The sequence below is a fragment of the Polaromonas sp. P1_F8 genome (assembly GCF_056405635.1).
This window is the reverse complement of sequence record NZ_JBFUBS010000002.1, coordinates 69,196-89,572: the sequence shown is the minus strand read 5'-3', so window position 1 is coordinate 89,572 and position 20,377 is coordinate 69,196. Positions and strand designations below refer to the sequence as shown.

Annotated in this window: 22 protein-coding genes; 7 read left to right on the top strand and 15 right to left on the bottom strand. The window is 63.9% G+C overall.

Going from position 1 to position 20,377, the window contains the following annotated elements; all coding sequences use genetic code 11:
• The 3 genes from AC1D1J_RS09330 to gpmA all read right to left on the bottom strand — a co-directional run bounded on the left by AC1D1J_RS09330 (position 1) and on the right by gpmA (position 3,235).
• The gene (locus tag AC1D1J_RS09330) at positions 1-765 is read right to left on the bottom strand and encodes a HesA/MoeB/ThiF family protein (protein WP_477686023.1); all 765 of its coding nucleotides are present in this window, start codon (positions 763-765) and stop codon (positions 1-3) included.
• 89 nt (positions 766-854) lie between these two features.
• Positions 855-2,294 carry a S41 family peptidase gene (locus AC1D1J_RS09325; RefSeq protein ID WP_457279634.1) on the bottom strand — a complete coding sequence of 480 codons (1,440 nt, stop codon included), beginning with the start codon at positions 2,292-2,294 and terminating at the stop codon, positions 855-857.
• A 197-nt stretch (positions 2,295-2,491) separates the two neighbouring features.
• Positions 2,492-3,235, bottom strand: a complete 744-nt coding sequence (gene gpmA / locus AC1D1J_RS09320) for a 2,3-diphosphoglycerate-dependent phosphoglycerate mutase (protein ID WP_477686022.1) — start codon at positions 3,233-3,235, stop codon at positions 2,492-2,494.
• 147 nt (positions 3,236-3,382) lie between these two features.
• Between gpmA and AC1D1J_RS09315 the strand changes: the two genes are divergently transcribed.
• The 4 genes from AC1D1J_RS09315 (at position 3,383) to AC1D1J_RS09300 (ending at position 5,922) form a co-directional block, all read left to right on the top strand.
• Positions 3,383-3,793: a rhodanese-like domain-containing protein gene (locus AC1D1J_RS09315; RefSeq protein WP_477686021.1), complete on the top strand. Its 411-nt coding sequence runs from the start codon at positions 3,383-3,385 to the stop codon at positions 3,791-3,793.
• A 145-nt stretch (positions 3,794-3,938) separates the two neighbouring features.
• Positions 3,939-4,202: a glutaredoxin 3 gene (gene grxC / locus AC1D1J_RS09310; protein WP_477686020.1), complete on the top strand. Its 264-nt coding sequence runs from the start codon at positions 3,939-3,941 to the stop codon at positions 4,200-4,202.
• A gap of 192 nt (positions 4,203-4,394) precedes the next feature.
• On the top strand, positions 4,395-4,859 hold the full coding sequence (gene secB, locus AC1D1J_RS09305; RefSeq protein ID WP_477669801.1) for a protein-export chaperone SecB: 465 nt from the start codon (positions 4,395-4,397) through the stop codon (positions 4,857-4,859).
• A gap of 46 nt (positions 4,860-4,905) precedes the next feature.
• Positions 4,906-5,922 carry an NAD(P)H-dependent glycerol-3-phosphate dehydrogenase gene (locus AC1D1J_RS09300; protein ID WP_477686019.1) on the top strand — a complete coding sequence of 339 codons (1,017 nt, stop codon included), beginning with the start codon at positions 4,906-4,908 and terminating at the stop codon, positions 5,920-5,922.
• Between the two features lie 123 nt (positions 5,923-6,045).
• Here AC1D1J_RS09300 and AC1D1J_RS09295 read toward each other — a convergent pair whose 3' ends face one another.
• From AC1D1J_RS09295 to panD, 10 genes are all read right to left on the bottom strand, one after another.
• Positions 6,046-6,375, bottom strand: a complete 330-nt coding sequence (locus AC1D1J_RS09295; protein WP_457279628.1) for a cupin domain-containing protein — start codon at positions 6,373-6,375, stop codon at positions 6,046-6,048.
• Positions 6,376-6,450: 75 nt separating this feature from the next.
• A complete protein-coding gene (locus AC1D1J_RS09290; RefSeq protein ID WP_477694537.1) occupies positions 6,451-6,915 on the bottom strand; it encodes an N-acetyltransferase family protein in 465 nt (154 codons plus the stop codon).
• Positions 6,916-7,091: 176 nt separating this feature from the next.
• Complete coding sequence (gene panC / locus AC1D1J_RS09285) at positions 7,092-7,940, bottom strand: pantoate--beta-alanine ligase (RefSeq protein ID WP_457279626.1); 849 nt, start codon at positions 7,938-7,940, stop codon at positions 7,092-7,094.
• A 26-nt stretch (positions 7,941-7,966) separates the two neighbouring features.
• Positions 7,967-8,869 carry a 3-methyl-2-oxobutanoate hydroxymethyltransferase gene (gene panB / locus AC1D1J_RS09280; RefSeq protein WP_477694536.1) on the bottom strand — a complete coding sequence of 301 codons (903 nt, stop codon included), beginning with the start codon at positions 8,867-8,869 and terminating at the stop codon, positions 7,967-7,969.
• 93 nt (positions 8,870-8,962) lie between these two features.
• Positions 8,963-9,475 carry a hypothetical protein gene (locus tag AC1D1J_RS09275; protein WP_477694535.1) on the bottom strand — a complete coding sequence of 171 codons (513 nt, stop codon included), beginning with the start codon at positions 9,473-9,475 and terminating at the stop codon, positions 8,963-8,965.
• 100 nt (positions 9,476-9,575) lie between these two features.
• Entirely contained in the window at positions 9,576-10,598 is a 1,023-nt protein-coding gene (gene bioB, locus AC1D1J_RS09270) for a biotin synthase BioB (protein WP_477648481.1), read from the bottom strand.
• Between the two features lie 64 nt (positions 10,599-10,662).
• Positions 10,663-11,871, bottom strand: a complete 1,209-nt coding sequence (gene bioF / locus AC1D1J_RS09265; protein WP_477694789.1) for an 8-amino-7-oxononanoate synthase — start codon at positions 11,869-11,871, stop codon at positions 10,663-10,665.
• Complete coding sequence (gene bioD / locus AC1D1J_RS09260; protein WP_477694788.1) at positions 11,868-12,560, bottom strand: dethiobiotin synthase; 693 nt, start codon at positions 12,558-12,560, stop codon at positions 11,868-11,870. The genes bioF and bioD overlap by 4 nt, the downstream gene beginning before the upstream one ends.
• Positions 12,553-13,887 carry an adenosylmethionine--8-amino-7-oxononanoate transaminase gene (locus AC1D1J_RS09255; protein WP_477694534.1) on the bottom strand — a complete coding sequence of 445 codons (1,335 nt, stop codon included), beginning with the start codon at positions 13,885-13,887 and terminating at the stop codon, positions 12,553-12,555. Before AC1D1J_RS09255 ends, bioD begins: the two co-directional genes overlap by 8 nt.
• Before the next feature lie 80 nt (positions 13,888-13,967).
• Positions 13,968-14,348 (bottom strand): aspartate 1-decarboxylase, encoded by a 381-nt coding sequence (gene panD / locus AC1D1J_RS09250; RefSeq protein WP_431095265.1) that lies wholly within the window; start codon positions 14,346-14,348, stop codon positions 13,968-13,970.
• Between the two features lie 161 nt (positions 14,349-14,509).
• Between panD and nadC the strand changes: the two genes are divergently transcribed.
• The 3 genes from nadC (at position 14,510) to pabB (ending at position 18,326) form a co-directional block, all read left to right on the top strand.
• Positions 14,510-15,388, top strand: coding sequence for a carboxylating nicotinate-nucleotide diphosphorylase (gene nadC, locus AC1D1J_RS09245; RefSeq protein ID WP_457279620.1), 879 nt, complete (start codon positions 14,510-14,512; stop codon positions 15,386-15,388).
• Positions 15,385-16,500, top strand: a complete 1,116-nt coding sequence (nadA, locus tag AC1D1J_RS09240; protein ID WP_477694533.1) for a quinolinate synthase NadA — start codon at positions 15,385-15,387, stop codon at positions 16,498-16,500. The genes nadC and nadA overlap by 4 nt, the downstream gene beginning before the upstream one ends.
• Positions 16,501-16,574: 74 nt before the next feature.
• Entirely contained in the window at positions 16,575-18,326 is a 1,752-nt protein-coding gene (gene pabB / locus AC1D1J_RS09235) for an aminodeoxychorismate synthase component I (RefSeq protein ID WP_477694532.1), read from the top strand.
• 12 nt (positions 18,327-18,338) lie between these two features.
• Here pabB and AC1D1J_RS09230 read toward each other — a convergent pair whose 3' ends face one another.
• Together AC1D1J_RS09230 and nadB are read right to left on the bottom strand one after the other, a co-directional pair.
• A complete protein-coding gene (locus AC1D1J_RS09230) occupies positions 18,339-18,698 on the bottom strand; it encodes a 5-carboxymethyl-2-hydroxymuconate Delta-isomerase (RefSeq protein WP_477694531.1) in 360 nt (119 codons plus the stop codon).
• Positions 18,699-18,740: 42 nt separating this feature from the next.
• Positions 18,741-20,351: an L-aspartate oxidase gene (nadB, locus tag AC1D1J_RS09225; protein WP_477694530.1), complete on the bottom strand. Its 1,611-nt coding sequence runs from the start codon at positions 20,349-20,351 to the stop codon at positions 18,741-18,743.
• Positions 20,352-20,377 lie beyond the last annotated feature (26 nt).

The following is a 20,377-nucleotide window of genomic DNA, read 5'->3' as shown; positions in this document are numbered from 1 at the left end:
TCAGGGAATTTTTTTGGCCCCACCGCCGCAGACTGCGCATGCCGCATGGGGCGCAATTTTCATTTCGCTCCATTCCATGTGTTTGCCGTCCAGCATCAACAGCCGTCCGGTCAACGACCCGCTGATGCCGCAGATCAGCTTCAGGGCTTCGGCCGCCTGCGTGCTGCCTATGATGCCAACCATCGGTGCGAAAACGCCCATCGTCGCGCAAAGGGCTTCCTCCAGCTGGTCTGATTCGGGAAACACGCAGGCATAGCACGGCGAATCTTCGCGCCTCGAATCGTAGACGGCGATCTGGCCGTCAAAGCGGATGGCTGCACCCGATACCAATGGCTTGCGGTGTTTGACGCAAGCGCGGTTGATGGCATGGCGCGTGGAGAAGTTGTCCGTACAGTCCAGCACAACATCGGCGTCCCGGACCAGCTGATCGAGCAGCGCGCCCTCTGCGCGCCGGGTAACCGGAGTGACCACGACGTCGGGGTTGATGGCCGCGATGGACTGGGCAACGGATTCTGCCTTGAACGTTCCGATGCGAGACAGGTTGTGGGCGATTTGCCGCTGCAGGTTGGTGGCGTCCACCCGGTCATGGTCAGCGATGGTGATGCGGCCGACACCGGCGCTGCCCAGATAAAGCGCGACGGGCGAGCCCAGCCCGCCCGCACCGACGATCAGCACATGCGACTGGAGGATTTTTTCCTGGCCTTCGATACCGATCTCGTCGAGCAAGATGTGCCGCGAGTAACGAAGCAGCTGTTCGTCGTTCATGAGGGGAAACCGTTCAGGCTGCAGGACTGGCTGGCCCGGAAGGGGCAGGGCGGGATCCGGCGCAAGCCGGCTCCGCTCCCCGTCTCGGCTTAGTTGTCTTTTTTCTCGTTTTTCGGTTCGACCACGGCGGTCTTGCTGACCAGCACGGGACGTCCCTTGAGCTTGTTGATCGCCTGAGCCAGCTGGAAGTCCTTGTCGCTGCCCAGTTCAGGCGGGCGACGCTGCTCAGGTGTCTTCTTGGCTTCTTCTTCAAGGCGCTTCAGGGCCTCCTCGCGAGCCTTCTCGCGGCCGGCGTCTTTCACTTCAGCGCCCTGGCCGCTGTTGAGGTGTTTCTCAAGATCGGCTTCGCGGGTGCGCAAAGCGGCAAAAGGACTGCCTTCAGCGGTTTCATCGACCATGACGTCGGGCACGATGCCGCGCGCCTGGATCGATTTCCCGCTGGGCGTGAAGTAGCGCGCCGTGGTGAGCTTCAGGCCCGTATCTGGCCCCAGGGGTCGGACGGTTTGCACTGATCCCTTGCCGAAAGTCTGGTTGCCCATGATGGTGGCACGCTTGTGGTCCTGCAGAGCACCCGCGACGATTTCGCTGGCAGAGGCTGAGCCTTCATTGACCAGCACCACCAGCGGTACGTTCTTGAGGGCAGCCGGCAGGCGCTTGAGCGGGTCGGCGCCGTTGCGTCGCTGGTAAAACTCCGGCGCAGCCTTGTAGGTGAATTTGCTTTCGGCCAGCTGGCCGTTGGTGGACACCACGGTGACGTTTTCAGGCAGGAAAGCCGACGAGACGGCGACTGCCGCATCCAGCAGGCCGCCCGGGTCATTGCGCAGGTCGAGCACCAGACCCTTGAGGTTGGGCTCCTGCTTGTAAATCTGCTCAAGCTTGGTCACGAAGTCGTCGACCGTGCGTTCCTGGAACTGGCTCAGGCGAATCCACGCGTAGCCGGGCTCCACCACTTTGCTGCGAACCGACTGGGTGCGGATTTCTTCGCGCGTGATGGTGACCGGGAAGGTGCGGTTTTCGTCCTTGCGGAAGATGGTCAGCAGCACCTTGGTCTTGGGTTCGCCGCGCATTTTCTTGACCGCATCGTTGAGGCTCAGGCCCTTGACCGCTGTGTCATCGATACGTGTGATCAGGTCGTTCGGCTTGAGGCCGGCACGGTCCGCAGGGGAGCCCTCGATGGGAGACACCACCTTGACAAGGCCGTCTTCCTGGCTGATTTCAATGCCGACACCGACAAAACGGCCTGTGGTGCCTTCCCGGAATTCCTTGAACGACTTTTTGTCGAAGTAAACCGAGTGAGGATCAAGACTGGCCACCATGCCGGAAATGGCGTCGGTGATGAGTTTTTTCTCGTCCACCGGTTCGACGTAGTCGGTCTTGACCATGCCAAAGACGGCTGCGAGCTGCTGCAGTTCTTCCAGGGGAAGGGGTGCCAGACCGGCACGGGCCACGGCTTGCAGCTGCACGGTGGTGAGGGCTCCAGCCACGGCACCAATTGAAATCCACCCTGCTATCTTGAGCTTCTGACCCATAGAAAATACCTTCGTAAACCTGTTGAAGAGCCCCTGCTCCCCCTATGTGAAGCAATATACACCTTGGAGAAAGGCCGGTCGCCACAGTTCCGCCATTCATGCGGCCTGGCGCCGCAAAAGAGCCAAATCAGCCAGCTTTTACAGGACTTTTACAAGAATGGCTCCCGCAGGACTGCCGGGAGCCATTGAATTGCCCCTCAAGCCTTGCCTTGCGCACCCACGGCCGCCGCCGCCTTGGCCGCGGCCTCACTGTCGCCGAGGTAGTAATGGCGCAGGGGCCGCAGTTCGGCGTCCAGCTCATAGACCAGCGGGATGCCGTTGGGAATGTTGAGACCCACGATGTCGCTGTCGGAAATGTTGTCCAGGTACTTCACTAGGGCGCGGATGGAATTGCCGTGGGCGGCCACCACAATGCGCTTGCCCGCCCTGATGGCCGGCGCCATGGACTCATTCCAGAACGGCAGGACGCGGTCTACCGTGTCCTTGAGGCATTCGGTCAGCGGCACCTGGCCGGGCTGCAGCTTCGCGTAGCGCGGGTCGTTCCGTTCGCTGCGCTCGTCGGCGGCATCAAGCGCCGGGGGCGGCGTGTCATAGCTGCGGCGCCAGATCAGCACCTGCTCGTCGCCGAACTTTTTCGCTGTTTCGGCCTTGTTCAGTCCCTGCAGATCGCCGTAATGCCGCTCGTTGAGACGCCAGCTGTGCACCACGGGCAGCCAGGTGCGGTCCATTTCGTCCAGCGTGTGCCAGAGCGTGCGGGTCGCGCGCTTGAGCACGCTGGTGTAGGCCACGTCAAAGTCATAACCTTCGCTTTTGAGCAGTTTGCCGGCGTTTTTGGCCTGTTCGATGCCGGTTTCGGTGAGGTCAACGTCGGCCCAGCCGGTGAAGCGGTTTTCAAGGTTCCAGGTCGATTCGCCGTGGCGGATGAGCACGAGTTTGTACATGGTCAGAAGGTGTCAGAAGGGGTGAAAAGGGTGAAGGCCAAAGATAAAAAGAGGGGATAGGGGGCCACAGGCTGGGTGTTTGGCCCCCTCCATTCTAAAATCATGGGTTCGCTGAAAAAGCGCTCCAAGACACACAAAGGGTACAACGTGAAATTTTTGATCGATAACTGGATGCTGATTTCGATAGCGGTCGCCTCGGGCGGCATGCTGGTTTGGCCCATGATTTCCGGCGCCATGAACGCCGGCGCGCTCACGGCCAGCGGCGCCGTACAGCTGATCAACCGCGAAAAAGCGGTGGTGGTGGACGTCAGCGAGGCCGAAGAATTCGCTGCCGGCCACGTCACGGGCGCCAAAAACGTGCCCTTCAGCGAGCTGGAAGGAAAACTCCCCGCCACCGTCAAAAACAAGGCTTTGCCGCTGATTTTGGTGTGCGCCAGCGGTGCACGCGCCGGCCGCGCTGTCGCCGTCGCCAAAAAGCTCGGCTACGAGCAGGCCCAATCACTGGGCGGCGGACTGAAAGCGTGGAAAGAAGCTAACCTGCCACTAGAGAAGGCCTGATCAGTTCAGTTCTGATCAGTTTCCTGATCCGGTTTTTGGCAGGCACGAAAGCTGCAACGCCATGGCTACCGGGCTTTGGCCCGGCTTTCACCCTGGCCATCCATTTTTCCTGCGCTGCGCGTAGACCAGCTCTTCCGGAGGAACCATGCAAACCGTCAAAATTTACACCACGGGTACCTGCCCTTATTGCATCCAGGCCAAGCAGATATTGAAGCAGCGGGGCGTCACCGAGCTTGACGAAATTCGTGTGGACATGGTGCCCGGTGAACGCCAGAAAATGATGGACATCACCGGCCGGCGCACCGTGCCGCAGATTTTTATCGGCGAAACCCACGTAGGCGGCTGCGACGACCTGATGGCCCTCGACAGCCGCGGCGGCCTGATGCCTCTATTGAATCCCGCCGCCTGATCTCTCTTCGCCAGCATGAGCCCCGGAACCGGCTTTGCCGGGCCGGAGGGCGGGCGGCCCCCTCGGGGGGCAGGGAGCTACACGAAGTGAGCGACCGTGGGGGCCATACCTACGGGTCCATATAATCATTCGCTGGTCGCCGGCTTGCCGCGCATCTGAACCTCAACTTTCCCCCGTACCCGAAAGAGCACCATGGCTGAAGCCAATCTTGACCCCGTATTCCAGATCCAGCGCGTTTACCTCAAGGACGTGTCGCTGGAGCAGCCCAACTCGCCCGAAATCCTGCTGAGCCCGGAGCAGCCTGCGGTGGACATCCAGCTGGGCGTGGGTGCCACCCCTGTGGCAGACGGCCTTTTTGAGGTTTCCGTGACGGCCACCGTGCAGACGAAAATCGGCGACAAAACCGTGTTTCTGGTGGAGGCCAAGCAGGCCGGCATCTTTGAAATCCGCAATGTGCCCGAAGACCAGATGGGCGCCATCCTGGGCATTGCCTGCCCGCAAATCGTCTATCCCTATCTGCGCGGCAATGTCGCTGACGTGATCCAGCGCGGCGGCTTCCCGCCTGTGCACATGGCTGAAATCAACTTCCAGGCCATGTACGAACAGCAGCAAGTCCAGGCCGCTGCCGAATCGGCCGCTCCCCAGATCATCGTTTGACGGCTTGCCGGGGCTTCCCGGCGGCTGTCTTCCTGCCCATCCACGCATGAAAATCCTGGTCATCGGTGCCGGCGCCTGGGGCACGGCTGTGGCCGTGAGCAGCGCCGCCAGGCACGACGTCACCCTGTGGGCGCGCGATGCTGCGCTGGCCAAAGACTTGCAGGCCAGCCGTACCAATGCCCGCTATTTGCCTGGCGTTCCCCTGCCTGCCGGCCTGCAGTTGCAAGGCGGCGATGTACCCCTGGCAGAGGCGATTCAAGGGCAGGACCTCATCATCCTGGCAACGCCTGTTTCAGCGGCGCGCGGCATGCTGCAGTCCCTGCAGCACGCCAGCGTTCCCGTGGCCTGGCTGAGCAAAGGTTTTGAGGCGCCTCTTGCCTCTGCCCCGCCTTCAGCATCATTTGGCCTGATGGTCCATGAAATACGGGCGCAAGCTGCTATCAATTTAAGAGCGGGCGTGCTCAGCGGGCCCAGCTTCGCCCTCGAAGTCGCCCGCGGCCAGCCGACCGCGCTGGTGGCCGCCAGTGAACATCCCGAAGTACGTGAAGCGCTGGTGGCCGCCTTTCACAGCACCACCCTGCGTGTTTACGCCAATGACGATGTCGTGGGTGTGGAAGTGGGCGGCGCCGTCAAAAACGTGCTGGCCATCGCCACGGGGCTTTGTGACGGGTTGCAGCTGGGGCTGAACGCCCGCGCTGCGCTGATCACCCGCGGCCTGGCCGAAATGACACGGCTGGGCGTGGCGCTGGGCGCACGGGCCGAAACCTTCACCGGCCTTTCCGGTCTGGGCGACCTGGTGCTGACAGCCACCGGCGACCTGAGCCGCAACCGCAAGGTGGGCCTGCTGCTGGCCGAGGGCAAGACGCTGGCGCAAGCGGTGGATTCGCTGGGGCATGTGGCCGAGGGCGTGTATTGCGCCCGCACCGTGGTGCAGCGCGCTGCCGGTTTGGGCATCGAGATGCCGATTGCACAAAGCGTGGTGGCCTTGCTGGACGGCAAGCTCAGGCCGGCCGAGGCCGTGGCGGCACTGATGGGCCGCGATCCGACAGCCGAACTGGCCTGACCGCACGGTTGATTTTTTCCGGCTCCCGTTTTTGCTATCGAATTAATAGCTGGTGGCGCACAGTCTTATTGGGCCTGAGCCCTGAAATACCATTAAACGGCTGCTCCATCGGCGGGTGGAGCCCTACTTTCGCAAATGCAGCGTCACCAGCAGCGATGCATCCTGCACCGCGGTCAGGCCGTGTTCCACGCCGCCCGCCAGCCAGAGCAGCTGGCCTGCCTTCATGCGCTGGGTTTGCCCCTCTGCCGTGAAGGCCACTTCGCCCTCCAGGCATTGCACGGTGATTTCGCCCTTGACCCGGTGCGAGGGCACCAGCTTGCCGGCCGGCACGATGAGGCGCATGACTTCCAGCTCATCGCTTTTGAACAGCGCGACGGTGCGGGCCTCCAGGAGCTTGCCTGCCAGCGGCTGGACGTCGATGAGTTGCCCGGAGGCGGCGTGGGGAATGGCCATGGTGAAACTCCTGCAAAGGTGGCGGCATGTGCCTGAACCAGCTGAAAGCGTTATACCCCAAGGCCCGCCCGGGCCCTAGACCACCTTGTTGTACGCCAGGAAGATGTCGTCGCGAACCCAACCCAGGGACTCATACAGCGCCTGCGCGGTGTGGTTGGTCCTGGCGGTGGTCAGGTCCAGCCGCGCAAAGCCGTGCTGTTTTGCATGCGCGTGGGCGGCCTGCATCAGCGCGCGACCGGCGCCGCTCTTGCGTGAAGCGGGTGCCACGTACAGGTCATACAGCGTGTAGATGGGCTGGGCGATCACCGAGCAGAAGCCGGGATACAGCTGGCAGAAGCCGGCGAGGGGGCCGGCACCGGGCGCACCTTCCGGCTCGGCCACCAGGATGACCGATTCGCGGTTTCGCATCCGGTTGCCGATGAAGTCCAGCGCCAGCGCGGCATCGGCGGGCTGTTCGTAAAACTGGCGGTAGGCGTCAAACAGCGCGGCCACGGCAGGCTGGTCGTCCAAAGTGGCAAGGCGTACGGAAGGGGTGTTCATATTGAGCTGTAAAAAAAGCCAAAAGATCCGCCATCAGGTGGCGAACCGGTTTGTTAGAGAAAAATGGCTGCAGCCCAGGCGGCGCGAGCGCAGGCAGCTATCAAAAATGGAGCAACGTGGCGGCCCGCCGGGTTGCCTCCGGCGGTGGCCGGGATTGGCCGGGGTTGGGCCCGTGCCTAGATTTCCAGGTTGTCAATCAGCCGGGTGCTGCCCAGCTTGGCTGCGCCCAGCACCACCAGCGGCACATCGGCCAGCGGGCCTTGCGGCGCCAGCAGGTCGGCGCGGCGGCGCACGGTCAGGTAGTCGGGCTTCCAGCCGCGGCGGGCCAGCGCCTGCATGGCCTGCGCTTCCAGGGCTGGCAGGTCGGGCGTGCCGCTGGCGCGGGCGGCCTCGCCCAATGCGCGTATGGCCTTGGACAGTTCGACCGCTTCGGCGCGCTGGGTGGCGTTCAGGTAGCCGTTGCGTGACGACAGCGCCAGGCCGTCTTCGGCGCGCTGGGTTTCACCGGCCAGGATCTCGATCGGCAGCGCAAACTGCTGCACCATGCGGCGCACCACCATCACCTGCTGGTAATCCTTCTTGCCGAAAGCCGCCACGCCCGTGGGCATGCCGGCAAACACGCAGGAAAAGAGCTTGAGCACCACGGTGCTCACACCGATGAAAAAACCGGGCCTGAAGTGGCCTTCGAGGATGTCGCTCAAGTCGGTGGCCGGATGCACCTTGTAGCTTTGCGGCTCAGGGTAAAGGTGTTTTTCCAGCGGGGCAAACAGCACGTTGCAGCCGGCCTCTTTCAGGCGCTCCGCGTCGGCGTCCAGCGTGCGCGGGTAGCTGTCGAAGTCTTCATGCGGCGCGAACTGCAGGCGGTTCACGAAGATGCTGGAGACGCTCACGTCGCCCAGCGGCTTGGCCTGCCTGACGAGGGCGATGTGGCCGTCGTGCAGGTTGCCCATGGTGGGCACGAAGGAAGGGCGCTTGAACGGGCTGAGGGCCTCGCGCAGCTCCGGGATGGTGTGGACGATCTGCATCTTGTCTCCTGAAAGGGGCGGTGGGGCTACCAGGCGTGGGTGGCATTCACCGGAAAGCTGCCGTCTTTCACGGCGCGCACATAGGCTTCCATGGCGCCGCGCACACTGGCGGTCTTGTTGTCCGGGCCTTCCATGAAGTTGCGCACAAACTTCGGCATCTTGCCCAGGTTCATGCCCAGCATGTCGTGCAGCACCAGCACCTGGCCGGCAGTGCCGTTGCCCGCACCAATGCCGATGGTGGCGCAATGGGTGAGTTCTTGCGTGAGCGTGGTCGACAGGGCCGCAGGCACCATCTCCAGCACCATCATCGCAGCGCCTGCGTCCTGCAGCTCGCGAGCGTGGCGCGTCATCGTGGCAGCGGCTTCGTCGCCCTTGCCCTGCACGCGGTAGCCGCCCAGCGCATGCACGGTTTGCGGCGTCAGCCCCAGGTGGGCGCAGACCGGGATGCCGCGCTCGACCAGGAAGCGCGTCGTCTCGGCCGTCCAGCCGCCGCCTTCGAGCTTGACCATGTGGGCGCCGGCCTGCATCAGCACCGCGGCACTGCGCAGCGCCTGCTCTTTGGACTCGTGGTAACTGCCAAACGGCAAATCGCCGATCAGCCAGGCCGTGGCCTGCGAGCGGCGCAGGCCGTTGGCCACGCATTCGGTGTGGTGGCGCATGGTCTCCAGCGTCACGCCGACGGTGCTGGTCAGGCCCTGGCAGACCATGCCCAGCGAGTCGCCCACCAGGATGCATTCCACGCCGGCCGCATCGGCCACGGCGGCAAACGTCGCGTCATAGGCAGTCAGCATGGTGATTTTTTCGCCATGCGCCTGCATTTCGCGCAGGCGCGGCAGGCTGACCGGCTTGCGCGCGGGCGGCGTGGCAGGCGTAGACGAAGGCGGCAGCGTGCCGTAAGGCGTGACGGAAGTATTGGCAGGTGTCGTCATGGGACAGGTCCGGAATTTAGCGAGAGTCTAACCAGCTTCGGCGTGCTTTTTTGTAGGCATCTTCTGCAGTTCGTTCATATGGCATTTTTGACTCTACTGCTTAGAAGACAGCAAACACGTTCCAAAAAGTTCTTCCTTTGTTTTGTAGCCAACGTTGGGAATAAACCCTCCTTCTCCCGGATTAACTAGTTCCAGGACTTTTTTGGCCTTCGAAATAGCACCCACTTCTATCAGGAGGTTCGCCAAGATAATTGCGCTGCTAGACAAGTAATGAGACTCGGAAAGCGAAAGAGAAAGTTGAATCTCGTGCTCTAGCGAGTGAATGGCTGGCTCTGATTTCTTCATTGTGGCTTGAAGCGATCCAAGCATATAGAAATCCCCGGGTGCCATTTCTGCACGCGCTTCAATCTCAAGCCAACACTTTTCCGAATCAATTGCCAAATTGCAATAGGAATAAATCAACGCTGCTTTTCTAAGATCGTCGCTTGAAAAATTTCTACGTTTTGCTCTCGTGAGAATTTTCAGTGCAGCGAAACACCTATTTCCCTTTGAGAGTTTCAGTGAATATTTCAGGAGACCTTGTGTTGAACTAATTCTGATTGGCATGTCGTTATCCCCTTCCAGCTATCCTGTCTCAAGTCGCCCCGAAATCTCCTCCTGCTGCAACTCCCAGAGAGCCCACAAGGCTGGCGTGCCCAAATACGACTTAACGCGCCTCAGGCGCAGACCGGCTCATGCCCAGGCGCTCAAGCAGCTTCACATCGGCCTCGGTGTCGGGGTTACCGGTGGTCAGCAGCTTGTCGCCGTAAAAGATCGAATTGGCGCCGGCCAGGAAGCACAGCGCCTGCACGCCGTCGCCCATTTGCTGGCGGCCGGCCGACAGGCGCACGCGCGCCGTCGGCATGGTGATGCGCGCCACGGCAATCGTGCGAACAAACTCAAACGGGTCCAGGTCGGCCTGATTGGCCAGTGGCGTGCCTTCAATTTTCACCAGATTGTTGATGGGCACCGATTCGGGGTAGGGCGTGAGGTTGGCGAGCTCGGCCACCAGGCCGGCGCGCTGGCGGCGCGTTTCACCCATGCCGACGATACCGCCGCAGCAGACCTTGACGCCGGCGCTGCGCACGCGCGCCAGTGTGTCCAGCCGGTCCTGGTAGTCGCGCGTGGTGATGATGTCGCCGTAAAAATCAGGCGCGCTGTCGAGGTTGTGGTTGTAGTAGTCCAGGCCCGCGCTTTGCAAAGTTTGCGCGTGGCCGTCTTCCAGCATGCCCAGCGTGGCGCAGGTTTCCAGGCCCAGCGCTTTCACGGTGCGTACCAGCTCGGCGACTTTTTCAATGTCGCGGTCTTTGGGTGAGCGCCACGCGGCGCCCATGCAAAACCGTGTGGCGCCCGCGGCCTGCGCGCGCTGGGCGGCGGCCAGTACTTCGGCCGGCTCCATCAGCTTGCTGGCTTCCACGCCGGTGTCGTAGCGCGCGGCCTGCGGGCAGTAACCGCAGTCTTCGGCGCAGCCGCCGGTCTTGACCGACAGCAGCGTGGCGAATTCGATGTGCGTAGGGTCGAAGTTTTCGCGGTGCACCGTTTGGGCGCGGTGCATCAATTCCGGAAAAGGCAGGTTGAACAGCGCTTCGATGGCGTCTACGCTCCAGCGCTCGGCGCCGGCCTTTTCAGCTGGCGATGGCTGAGGGCGCGGGCGGTGGAGCGTGATGGTTTGTTCTGCTACGTGGGACATGGTTCTCTTTCCTTTCGGGGACAGGGTTTTTGAGTCTATCTGATGCGTTTTTTAGTAGCCTGCTTCAGCCTGGCAGCGGATGCTTTGCCAGGGCTGTCAGGGCTTCGACCAGCAGGTCGATATCGGCTTCGGTGTGCGCGGCCGACAGCGCAATGCGAAGGCGCGCCGTGCCATCGGGCACGGTGGGCGGGCGAATCGCCGGCACCCAGATGCCGCGTGCGCGCAAGCCCTCCATCACGGCCAGGGCTTCGTCGTTGCGGCCGATCAGCAGCGGCTGGATGGCGGTCTGCGAGGGTGGCAGTTGCCAGTGGCTGCCTTTCAGGCCCGCCAGCAAGCCGCTGCGCAACCGCGCAATGAGTTGCTGCAAATGCGTGCGGCGCCAGTTATCCTGTTCAGTCAGCACAAGGCTGGCACGCAGCGCGCTGGCCAGCAGCGCCGGCGCGGCCGTGGCAAAAATATAACTGCGGGTTTTTTGCAGCAGCCATTCAACCAGGGCCTCATCGCCCGCCACAAACGCGCCCGCCACGCCTGCCGCCTTGCCCAGCGTGGCCATGTAGAGCACGCGGCGCGAGGCCTTGGCGCCATACAACCCCGCGGCGGCCAGGCTGCCGCGCCCTTGCGGGCCCAGCACGCCGAAGCCATGTGCATCGTCCAGCAGCAGCAGGGCGTCATGGCGCTCGCACAGCGCCAGCAGGGCGGGAATGTCGGCGCTGTCGCCGTCCATGCTGAACACCGCGTCGCTGATCACCAGCTTGCGCGGCGCGTCGCTTTGCGCGAGCTCTCGCGCCAGCGCGTCCAGGTCGGTGTGTGCGTAGCGGTGGATTTTTGCGCGCGACAGCCTTGCGCCGTCAATCAGGCAGGCGTGATTCAGTGCATCCGAAAAGATCGCGTCGCCGGCACCCACCAGCGCCGGCACGATGCCGATGTTGGTGGCGTAGCCCGCGTAAAAATACAACGCGCGCGGCAGGCCGACGAAGGCCGCGAGTTCGCGTTCCAGCGCCTCGTTGGCGGCGCTGTGGCCGCTGACCAGTGGCGATGCACCCGACCCGACACCGTAGGCTTGTGCGCCGGTGCAGGCCGCCTGCACCAAGGCTGGGTGTGTGGCCAGGCCGAGGTAGTCGTTGCTGCAAAAGGCCAGCATGCTGTGCCCGTCAATCGAGAGACGTGCGCCGCTTTCAGGCATGACCACGCGGCGCTGGCGGCGCAGGTGCGTGCGGTCCAGTTCGGAAACGCGTGCCGGAAATTCGTCGAGCCAGGAGGAGGTGATGTTCATTGCCATTCAGTGGGGAGGTTGATGGTGACCTTGCGTGCGTCAATGTTGGGTTGCCAGGGAACGGTGGCCAGCAGTGGCGCCTGCAACTGCTTTTGTAGAAAGGCGATGTTGTCCCCCTGCGCCAGCATGTTTGGGTCAATGTGGTTGGCCACCCAGCCGGCCAGCGTGAGGCCGCGCGTGCGGATGGCTTCTGCAGTGAGCAGCGCATGGTTCAGGCAACCCAGCCGCAGGCCCACCACCAGCACTACGGGCAGGCCCAGCGCCTGGGCCAGGTCGGCACCGGTCTCTGTGGGCGAGAGCGGCACATGAAAGCCGCCCGCGCCTTCCACCACCACGGCATCGGCCTGCAGCGCGAGCTGGCGGTGGCAGGCCACCAGGTGGGCAATGTCAATGCGCGCGCCGGCGCGGGCGGCTGCGATGTGGGGTGACACCGGGTCGGGCAGCAGCACCGGATTGTCGAGTTCGGGTGGGACGCGGCAAGTGGAAGCTGCGCGCAGGGCGAGCACATCTTCGTTGGCATCGACACCGTCAACCGGCACCGTGCCTGCCGCCACCGGCTTCATGCCCACCACACGAAGGTGCCGGCGGGCCAGCGCATGCAACAGCGCAGCGCTGACCAGCGTTTTGCCCACGCCGGTGTCGGTGCCGGTCACAAACAGCGAAACCGTTTTGTGCGCCGCTTCAGCCATGCGCACCGCCTTCTTCAGCCAGCGTGGCATTCAGTGCCGCCAGCGCGCCGCGTGCCAGGTGGTCCACCGCTTCTTCGTCCATCACATAGGGAGGCATGGCGTAGACCGTGTGGCCGATTGGGCGCAGCAGCACGCCGTGGGCCATGGCGTGCTGCGTGTAGCGGCGTGCGAAGTGAGGCACTGTCGTGGGCTCGATGTCCCAAGCCCAGATCATGCCCAGCCTGCGTGCGTTCCGTACAGCAGAGTGCTGAGTCAGCGGCGCGAAGGCCCGGTCCAGGGTGTTGGCCAGGACTGCGTTGTCTGCCAGCACATCGGTTTGCTCGAACAGCTCCAGCGTGGCCAGCGCGGCGCGGCAGGCCAGCGGATTGCCGGTGTAGGAATGCGAATGCAAAAAGCCGCGCGCCACGTCGTCGTCATAAAACGCCTCGTATACCGCGTCGGTCGTCAGCACCGCCGACAGCGGCAGCGTGCCGCCCGTGAGGCCTTTCGAGAGACAGATGAAGTCAGGCCGTATGCCCGCCTGCTGGTGCGCGAACATGGTGCCGGTGCGGCCAAAGCCGGTGGCGATTTCATCGGCAATCAAATGCACTTCATAGCGGTCGCACAGTGCGCGCGCTTCGCGCAGGTAGGCGGCATCGTGCATGGCCATGCCGGCCGCGCACTGCACCATGGGCTCCAGGATGAGCGCGGCGGTTTGCGCATGATGCTGCTCCAGCCAGCTTTGCAGGTCTGCGGCTGCGTGACGTGCTACGTCTGCAGCGCTTTCACTGGGCTGCGCGCCGCGTGCGTCGGGGCTGGGCACGGTGGCTGCCAGCCGCACCAGCGGCGCATAGGCTTCACGAAAAATGGCAATGTCCGTCACGGCCAGTGCGCCCACGGTCTCGCCGTGGTAACCGCCTGCGAGCCCGATGAAGCGGCACTTTTCAGGCTTTCCGGTGTTGCGCCAGTAATGCGCGCTCATCTTCAGCGCGATCTCTGTGGCGCTGGCGCCGTCGCTGCCGTAAAAAGCATGGCCCAGCCCGGTCAATGCGCCCAGCCGCTCAGACAGCTCCACCACCGGCTGGTGCGTGAAACCGGCCAGCATGACGTGGTCAAGCCGATCCAGCTGGTCGCGCAGCGCCGCCTTGATGTGCGGATGGCCGTGGCCGAACAGGTTGACCCACCACGAGCTGATGCCGTCCAGGTAACGCCGGCCTTCAAAATCGTACAGCCAGACCCCTTCGGCCCTGGCGATGGGTACCGGGGGGTGCGCCTCGTGCAGCTTCATCTGCGTGCAGGGGTGCCACACATGGCGCAGGCTGCGCTGGATCATTGAGAGGTTGTCCATGGAGGCCCGTGGTGAGGAGTGGAGGGCGAAAGCTCAGGCGTGCGCTGCAAGCCGGAGCTAAAGCACGAGTCGGGCGCGGGTCAGGGCTTCTGCACCGGAATGGTCGAGCGCTCTTCCTTGATGCGGTTGTCCGGATTGACGAACACCAGCTTGGGGCTGAAGCCCGCGACATGCTCTTCATGCACCTGCGCAAACGCCGCGATGATGACAAGGTCGCCCACGGCGGCGCGCCGCGCGGCGGAACCGTTGACCGAAATGATGCGGCTGCCGCGCTCGGCACGAATGGCGTAGGTGATGAAGCGCTCACCGTTGTTGATGTTCCAGATGTGCACCTGCTCGTTCTCTGCCAGGTTGGCGGCATCCAGCAGGTCTTCGTCGATGGCGCAGGAGCCTTCGTAGTTGAGTTCGCAGTGGGTTACCGCAGCGCGGTGAATCTTGGACTTGAGCAGTGTTCTGAACATGGGGTGTGGAGGGTGTACTCAGGCAAAAGGAAAACGCCGGGGTGGGCGAAAGGGGGCCGGCGGCGGGCAGCGGCAGGTGGCGCTGTAACATTCGCGGCAGTTTTGAGGTCTACTCAATAGTTTAGTGCAGGGTACTGCGCGGTTTCTTTCTTAGATTACTTATGAAAAAGTCATTTGATTTCACGACTGAAGCGCTGGGCGCCCTGGCCCGGGCGGATGCGGCACGCGCGCTGGCCGAGGACATTGGCAGCGGCGACCTGACCGCCGCACTGATTGACCCGGCCCGCCAGGCACGGGCGCAGGTGGTGGCGCGTGAAAGCGCTGTGGTGTGTGGCAGCGCCTGGGTCGAGGCCACGATGCGGCAGCTGGATCCGGATGCCCAACTGGTCTGGCATGTGCTGGATGGCGAGCGTTGCGAAGCCGGCCAGGTAGTGTTTGAAGTGCGCGGGCTTGCCCGTGCCCTGCTGTCGGCTGAACGCACGGCCCTCAATTTTTTACAGCTGTTAAGCGCCGTTGCGAGTAAAACGGCCGTTTATGTCGACATCGTGAAAGGTACGCGGGCTGCTATTGTGGACACACGCAAGACCCTTCCCGGCCTGCGGCTGGCGCAGAAATACGCGGTTGCCGCGGGCGGCGGAACCAACCACCGGGTGGGTTTGTATGACGCCGTGCTCATCAAGGAAAACCACATCGCGGCCGCAGGGGGAATCGCGCAGGTGCTGGCACGCGCTGCGGACGTCGCCGCGCAGGCTGATTTTGTGGAAATCGAAGTCGAGAACCTGGACGAGCTGGCGCAGGCGCTGAATGCCGGTGCGCGCATGGTGCTGCTCGACAACATGAGCCTGCCCGACCTGAAAGAAGCCGTGCGCATCAACAACGGGCGAGCGATTCTGGAAATTTCGGGCGGTGTCACGCTTGAGGGTTTACGCACCCTGGCCGAAACCGGTGTGGACCGGATCTCCATCGGCACCCTGACCAAGGACGTGCGGGCGATCGATTTTTCCATGCGCTTTGACGCCGAGAGCACGGTGGCGGCATGAGTGCGGTCTTGCCCGTCATCCGTGTGGACTACGAGCAGCCCGAGGGCGCGGTTTGCAGCACGCACCAGGCCTGGGCCCGTGTGCCGGCCGAGCCCACGCAGGCCGAGCGCGCCGTGCTGAAAGCCCGCATCCGAGAGCTGCTCAAGACCCGCAACGCCGTCATGGTGTCGCACTACTACGTGCACCCCGACCTGCAGGACCTGGCCGAAGAAACCGGCGGCCTGGTGTCGGACTCACTGGAGATGGCGCGCTTCGGCCGTGACCATGCGGCACAGACGCTGGTGGTGTCGGGTGTGCGCTTTATGGGAGAGACGGCAAAGATTCTTTCGCCTGAAAAACGCGTGCTCATGCCTGACCCCGACGCGACCTGTTCGCTTGATTTGGGTTGTCCGGTGGATGAATTCAGCGCGTTCTGCGATGCCCACCCGGACCGCGCGGTGGTGGTGTATGCCAACACCAGCGCCGCCGTGAAGGCGCGGGCGGACTGGGTGGTGACATCCAGCTGCGCGCTCGACATCGTGCGTGCGCTCAAAGACCAGGGCCAGAAAATCCTCTGGGCGCCCGACCGGCATCTGGGCGGCTACATCCAGCGCGAAACCGGCGCAGACATGGTGTTCTGGAATGGCGCCTGCATCGTGCATGACGAGTTCAAGGCTTTTGAACTGCAGGCGCTGAAAAAGGAACACCCCGGCGCCAAAGTGCTGGTGCACCCCGAGTCACCCGCCGACGTGGTGGCGCTGGCCGATGCCGTGGGCTCGACTTCAGGCATTTTGAAGGCGGCGCGCGAGATGGATGCGAAGGAATTCATTGTGGCGACCGACAACGGCATGCTGCACAAGCTGCGCACGCTCAACCCCGGCAAAGTGTTTATTGAAGCGCCCACCGCCGGCAACAGCGCCACCTGCAAAAGCTGCGCACACTGCCCGTGGATGGCCATGAACGGCCTGGCGGGGCTGGCCCATGTGCTGGAAACCGGTGCGCATGAAGTGAAGATAGACCCCGCACTGGGCCTGCGTGCCCGGCTGCCGATAGACCGCATGCTGGCTTTCACTGCCGCCCTGAAAAACGGCCAGCCCACCGCAGGGCTGGTGCCGCATATCGGTGCGGCTTGACGCCGGGTTCTGGCACCTAGATGCTCCTGTTTTGATAGCTGCTTGCGCCCGCCAGGTATGCGTTAGAGGCCTGAATGACCCCTATTACCGCATGCATTGATTTTTCAGACGCGCATGACAATACAGCGCCGCGCCTGCGCCGTGCCTTTGGTGCGCCGCGTGCGGTACTGGTGGCGCGCACGCTCGATGAAGTACGGCCGGTGTTGGATGCCGTGCAGGCCGCCGCCGCACAGGGCGCCTGGTGTGTGGGTTACCTGCGTTATGAAGCTGCGCCGGCTTTTGATGCCGCGCTGGCCGTGCACGATGCGGACGGGCCGCTGGCCTGGTTTGCGGTGCATGACGAAGCGTTGCCCTGGCCACAGCCTGTGCCCGGCGCTGGTGTGCAGGTGCAGTGGCAGCAAGCGCTTGCGCGCCCGGCCTTTGACGCCGCGCTGGCAACGCTGCAGCGGGCGATTGCCGACGGCGCCTACTACCAGGTCAACTTCACTGCGCAGATGGCTGGCCAGCTGCTGCCGGGCCAGGAAGCCGCGCCGGCCCACGCCCTGTTTGGCGCCCTGCAGCGCGCGCAGCCCGGTGGCTACGCGGCCTTTCTGGACACCGGTGATGAGCAGCATTTGTCGGTATCGCCCGAGCTGTTTTTTGACTGGCGCGACGGCCATCTTCTGACCCGGCCGATGAAGGGTACGGCGCCGCGCGGCGCGACTCCCGAAAGCGATGCGGCCCAGGCCGAGACGCTGCGCACGTCGGTCAAGGAGCGTGCCGAGAACGTGATGATCGTGGACCTGCTGCGCAATGACCTGTCGCGCATCGCCGAGCCCTTCAGCGTGCGCGTGCCGCGCCTGTTCCATACCGAGGCGCTGCCCGCGGTCTGGCAGATGACGTCGGATGTCGAGGCGCGCACGCGGCCCGGCTGTAGGCTGGCCGATGTGTTTGCCGCGCTGTTCCCCTGCGGTTCGATCACCGGCGCACCCAAGGTGCACGCCATGCAGGCCATTCATTCACTGGAAGCCGGGCCGCGCGGTGTTTACTGTGGGGCGATTGGTGTGGTGCAACCCGGCGGCGCGGCGACTTTCAACGTGCCAATCCGCACTGTCAGCCTGCGTGGCGCCCAAGCCCGTTGCGGCATCGGAAGCGGCATTACCTCGGGCTCTGTGGCTGAAGGGGAATGGCAGGAGTGGCGCCACAAGCAGGCTTTTCTGGCGCGCGCCAGCATGCCCTTCGATATTCTGGAAACCCTGGCGCTGGAGGCGGGCCACTTGCGTCATAGGGACGACCACCTGACGCGTATGGCGGCTTCGGCTGCGCACTTTGGCCACCGATGGGATGCCGTGCAGGCCCATGCGTGTCTGCAGGCATTGGCGCAGGCGCACCCACAGGGCCTCTGGCGAGTGCGCCTGTTGCTCAGTGCCAGCGGAAAATTCACCGCTCAGGCTTATGCCATGGAACCGTCACCGCCCCAGGTGCGCCTGCAGCTGGCCGACAGGCCGCTGGACGCGACGCACGGCGAATTTGTGCGCTTCAAAACGACGCGACGCGCGCATTACGATGCTTTCACGCCGACCGCCCCCGGTGTGTTCGACAGCGTGCTGTGGAACGCGCAGGGTGAGATCACCGAATGCACACGCGGCAATATCGCCATGCGGGTGGACGGCCGCTGGGTTACGCCGCCGCTGGCCTGCGGGCTGTTGCCGGGCGTGGGCCGCGCGCAGGCGCTGCAGGCGGGCCGGCTGGCCGAACGCGTCGTGCGGGTGGAGGATTTGCCGCGCGTTGAGGCGCTGGCATTTGTGAACAGCCTGCGCGGCTGGATAGATGCGACCCTTGTCTGAGGCCGGTTCGCGTTAAAGCTTTTCCTTGACGTAGGACGCGCGGTCCATGTCCACCATCTCCACGCTCAGCTGCACCATCACGCCTGCGGGCCGCGGGGTCAGGCGGCGCAGCACGCCGGCGATGCGCTCACCCAGGTCCTTCTTGGCTTCCGGCGTGCGGCCCGACAGCAGGCGCAGCTGGGCATGCACAAAAGCGCGTGAGGCCGGCGCCGTGCCGATTTCAAAATCGTCCAGCGCGACCAGCCGGGTTTTCAGGTCGGACTCATCCTGTATTTCAGGGCTGGCGGCGACGGCCTGGTTCAACGCCTGAAGCGCTTCGGCCTTGGGAAAGCCGGCCAGATTGCTGGAGTATTCAACGGTCAGGTGGGGCATGTGGGTTCCGAATTAAAAGTGGCAAAATTTTTTCAGGGAAGATCAATTTTCGGGCGGTACCAGCACGGTAGGAACAGCCTGTCCAGCGGTGCCTGGGAAGTCGCGGCTGAAATGCAGGCCACGGCTTTCGTGCCGGCCATGTGCGGAGCGGACGATCAGGTCCGCCACCTGCACCAGGTTGCGCAGCTCCAGCAAGTCGCGCGTGACGCGAAAGTTGGCATAGAACTCCTGGATCTCCGCGTTGAGCAGAGCAATGCGGTGTGCTGCGCGTTCGAGGCGCTTGGTGGTGCGCACTATGCCCACGTAGTTCCACATGAAGCGGCGCAGCTCGTCCCAGTTGTGCGAGATCACCACGGCTTCGTCGGCATCGGTAACCTGGCTCTCGTCCCAGGCGGGCAGGGCGGGGACTTCGGCCGGGGCCAGGGCATCAATCGTGTGGGCTGTGGCGCGTGCGAGCACCACGCATTCGACCAGCGAGTTGCTGGCCAGGCGGTTGGCGCCGTGCAGGCCGGTGCAGGCGGTTTCGCCCACGGCATAAAGGCCCGCCACATCGGTGCGTCCGGCCAGGTCGGTTACCACGCCACCGCAGGTGTAGTGCGCGGCCGGCACCACCGGGATGGGCTGGCGCGTGATGTCGATACCGAGCTCGAGGCAGCGCTTGAGGATGTTGGGGAAGTGCTCCTGCAGAAAAGCCGGGCTCTGGTGCGAGATGTCCAGGTACACACAGTCCAGGCCGTGCTTTTTCATCTCAAAGTCGATGGCGCGGGCCACCACGTCGCGCGGCGCGAGTTCGGCCCGCGCGTCGTGCGCCGGCATGAAGCGCCCGCCGCCGGCCGAGGGCGGCAGCAGCAGCTTGCCGCCTTCGCCGCGCGCGGCTTCCGTGATCAAAAACGATTTCGCGTCCGGGTGGTAGAGGCAGGTCGGGTGGAACTGGATGAACTCCATGTTGCCCACGCGGCAGCCGGCCCGCCAGGCCGCGGCAATGCCGTCGCCGGTAGCGGTGTCGGGGTTGGTGGAATAGAGATACACCTTGCCCGCGCCGCCGGTGGCCAGGATCGTGTGGCCGGCGCTGAAGGTCAGCACCTCGCCGCTGGCGGTGTCGAGCACATAGGCACCATAGCAGCGGTTACCAGCTTGTTTGAGATGCCGGTCGGTGATGACGTCGATCAGCATGTGGTGCTCATAGAGCGTGATGCCGGGCGTCTGGCGGACCTGCTCCATCAGCGTGCGTTGCACGGCGGCGCCGGTGGCGTCGGCCGCGTGCACGATGCGGCGCTGGCTGTGGCCGCCCTCGCGGGTCAGGTGCAGCTCTCCCGGGTGGCCGGCGTCTTCGGAAAAGGCCACGCCCAGCGCACGCAGCCAGGCAATGGCTTCGGGCGCACCCTCGACCACAGCGCGCGTGGCAGGCAGGTCACAGAGACCCGCACCTGCGACCAGCGTGTCGCTCACATGCTGCTCCAGCGAGTCGCCCTCGGCCAGCACGGCAGCCATGCCGCCCTGCGCCCAGCCGCTGGCCCCATCGCCAAGCGCACGTTTGGTCACTACCGCCACACGCCGGCCCGGCGCCAGCAGCAGCGCGGCAGACAGGCCCGCCAGGCCGCTGCCGATGATGAGGACGTCGAAGTTGTGTGAACCCAGGCTGTCGGAGGTCATTGATAAGTCACTCACCGTTGAGATGG

What these genes read in the sequence shown, in the direction of transcription:
- AC1D1J_RS09330 (WP_477686023.1), bottom strand. Translation starts at nt 765, where the DNA reads ATGAACGACGAACAGCTGCTTCGTTACTCGCGGCACATCTTGCTCGAC.
- AC1D1J_RS09325 (WP_457279634.1), bottom strand. Translation starts at nt 2,294, where the DNA reads ATGGGTCAGAAGCTCAAGATAGCAGGGTGGATTTCAATTGGTGCCGTG.
- gpmA (WP_477686022.1), bottom strand. Translation starts at nt 3,235, where the DNA reads ATGTACAAACTCGTGCTCATCCGCCACGGCGAATCGACCTGGAACCTT.
- grxC (WP_477686020.1), top strand. Translation starts at nt 3,939, where the DNA reads ATGCAAACCGTCAAAATTTACACCACGGGTACCTGCCCTTATTGCATC.
- secB (WP_477669801.1), top strand. Translation starts at nt 4,395, where the DNA reads ATGGCTGAAGCCAATCTTGACCCCGTATTCCAGATCCAGCGCGTTTAC.
- AC1D1J_RS09300 (WP_477686019.1), top strand. Translation starts at nt 4,906, where the DNA reads ATGAAAATCCTGGTCATCGGTGCCGGCGCCTGGGGCACGGCTGTGGCC.
- AC1D1J_RS09295 (WP_457279628.1), bottom strand. Translation starts at nt 6,375, where the DNA reads ATGGCCATTCCCCACGCCGCCTCCGGGCAACTCATCGACGTCCAGCCG.
- AC1D1J_RS09290 (WP_477694537.1), bottom strand. Translation starts at nt 6,915, where the DNA reads ATGAACACCCCTTCCGTACGCCTTGCCACTTTGGACGACCAGCCTGCC.
- panC (WP_457279626.1), bottom strand. Translation starts at nt 7,940, where the DNA reads ATGCAGATCGTCCACACCATCCCGGAGCTGCGCGAGGCCCTCAGCCCG.
- panB (WP_477694536.1), bottom strand. Translation starts at nt 8,869, where the DNA reads ATGACGACACCTGCCAATACTTCCGTCACGCCTTACGGCACGCTGCCG.
- AC1D1J_RS09275 (WP_477694535.1), bottom strand. Translation starts at nt 9,475, where the DNA reads ATGCCAATCAGAATTAGTTCAACACAAGGTCTCCTGAAATATTCACTG.
- bioB (WP_477648481.1), bottom strand. Translation starts at nt 10,598, where the DNA reads ATGTCCCACGTAGCAGAACAAACCATCACGCTCCACCGCCCGCGCCCT.
- bioF (WP_477694789.1), bottom strand. Translation starts at nt 11,871, where the DNA reads ATGAACATCACCTCCTCCTGGCTCGACGAATTTCCGGCACGCGTTTCC.
- bioD (WP_477694788.1), bottom strand. Translation starts at nt 12,560, where the DNA reads ATGGCTGAAGCGGCGCACAAAACGGTTTCGCTGTTTGTGACCGGCACC.
- AC1D1J_RS09255 (WP_477694534.1), bottom strand. Translation starts at nt 13,887, where the DNA reads ATGGACAACCTCTCAATGATCCAGCGCAGCCTGCGCCATGTGTGGCAC.
- panD (WP_431095265.1), bottom strand. Translation starts at nt 14,348, where the DNA reads ATGTTCAGAACACTGCTCAAGTCCAAGATTCACCGCGCTGCGGTAACC.
- nadC (WP_457279620.1), top strand. Translation starts at nt 14,510, where the DNA reads ATGAAAAAGTCATTTGATTTCACGACTGAAGCGCTGGGCGCCCTGGCC.
- nadA (WP_477694533.1), top strand. Translation starts at nt 15,385, where the DNA reads ATGAGTGCGGTCTTGCCCGTCATCCGTGTGGACTACGAGCAGCCCGAG.
- pabB (WP_477694532.1), top strand. Translation starts at nt 16,575, where the DNA reads ATGACCCCTATTACCGCATGCATTGATTTTTCAGACGCGCATGACAAT.
- AC1D1J_RS09230 (WP_477694531.1), bottom strand. Translation starts at nt 18,698, where the DNA reads ATGCCCCACCTGACCGTTGAATACTCCAGCAATCTGGCCGGCTTTCCC.
- nadB (WP_477694530.1), bottom strand. Translation starts at nt 20,351, where the DNA reads ATGACCTCCGACAGCCTGGGTTCACACAACTTCGACGTCCTCATCATC.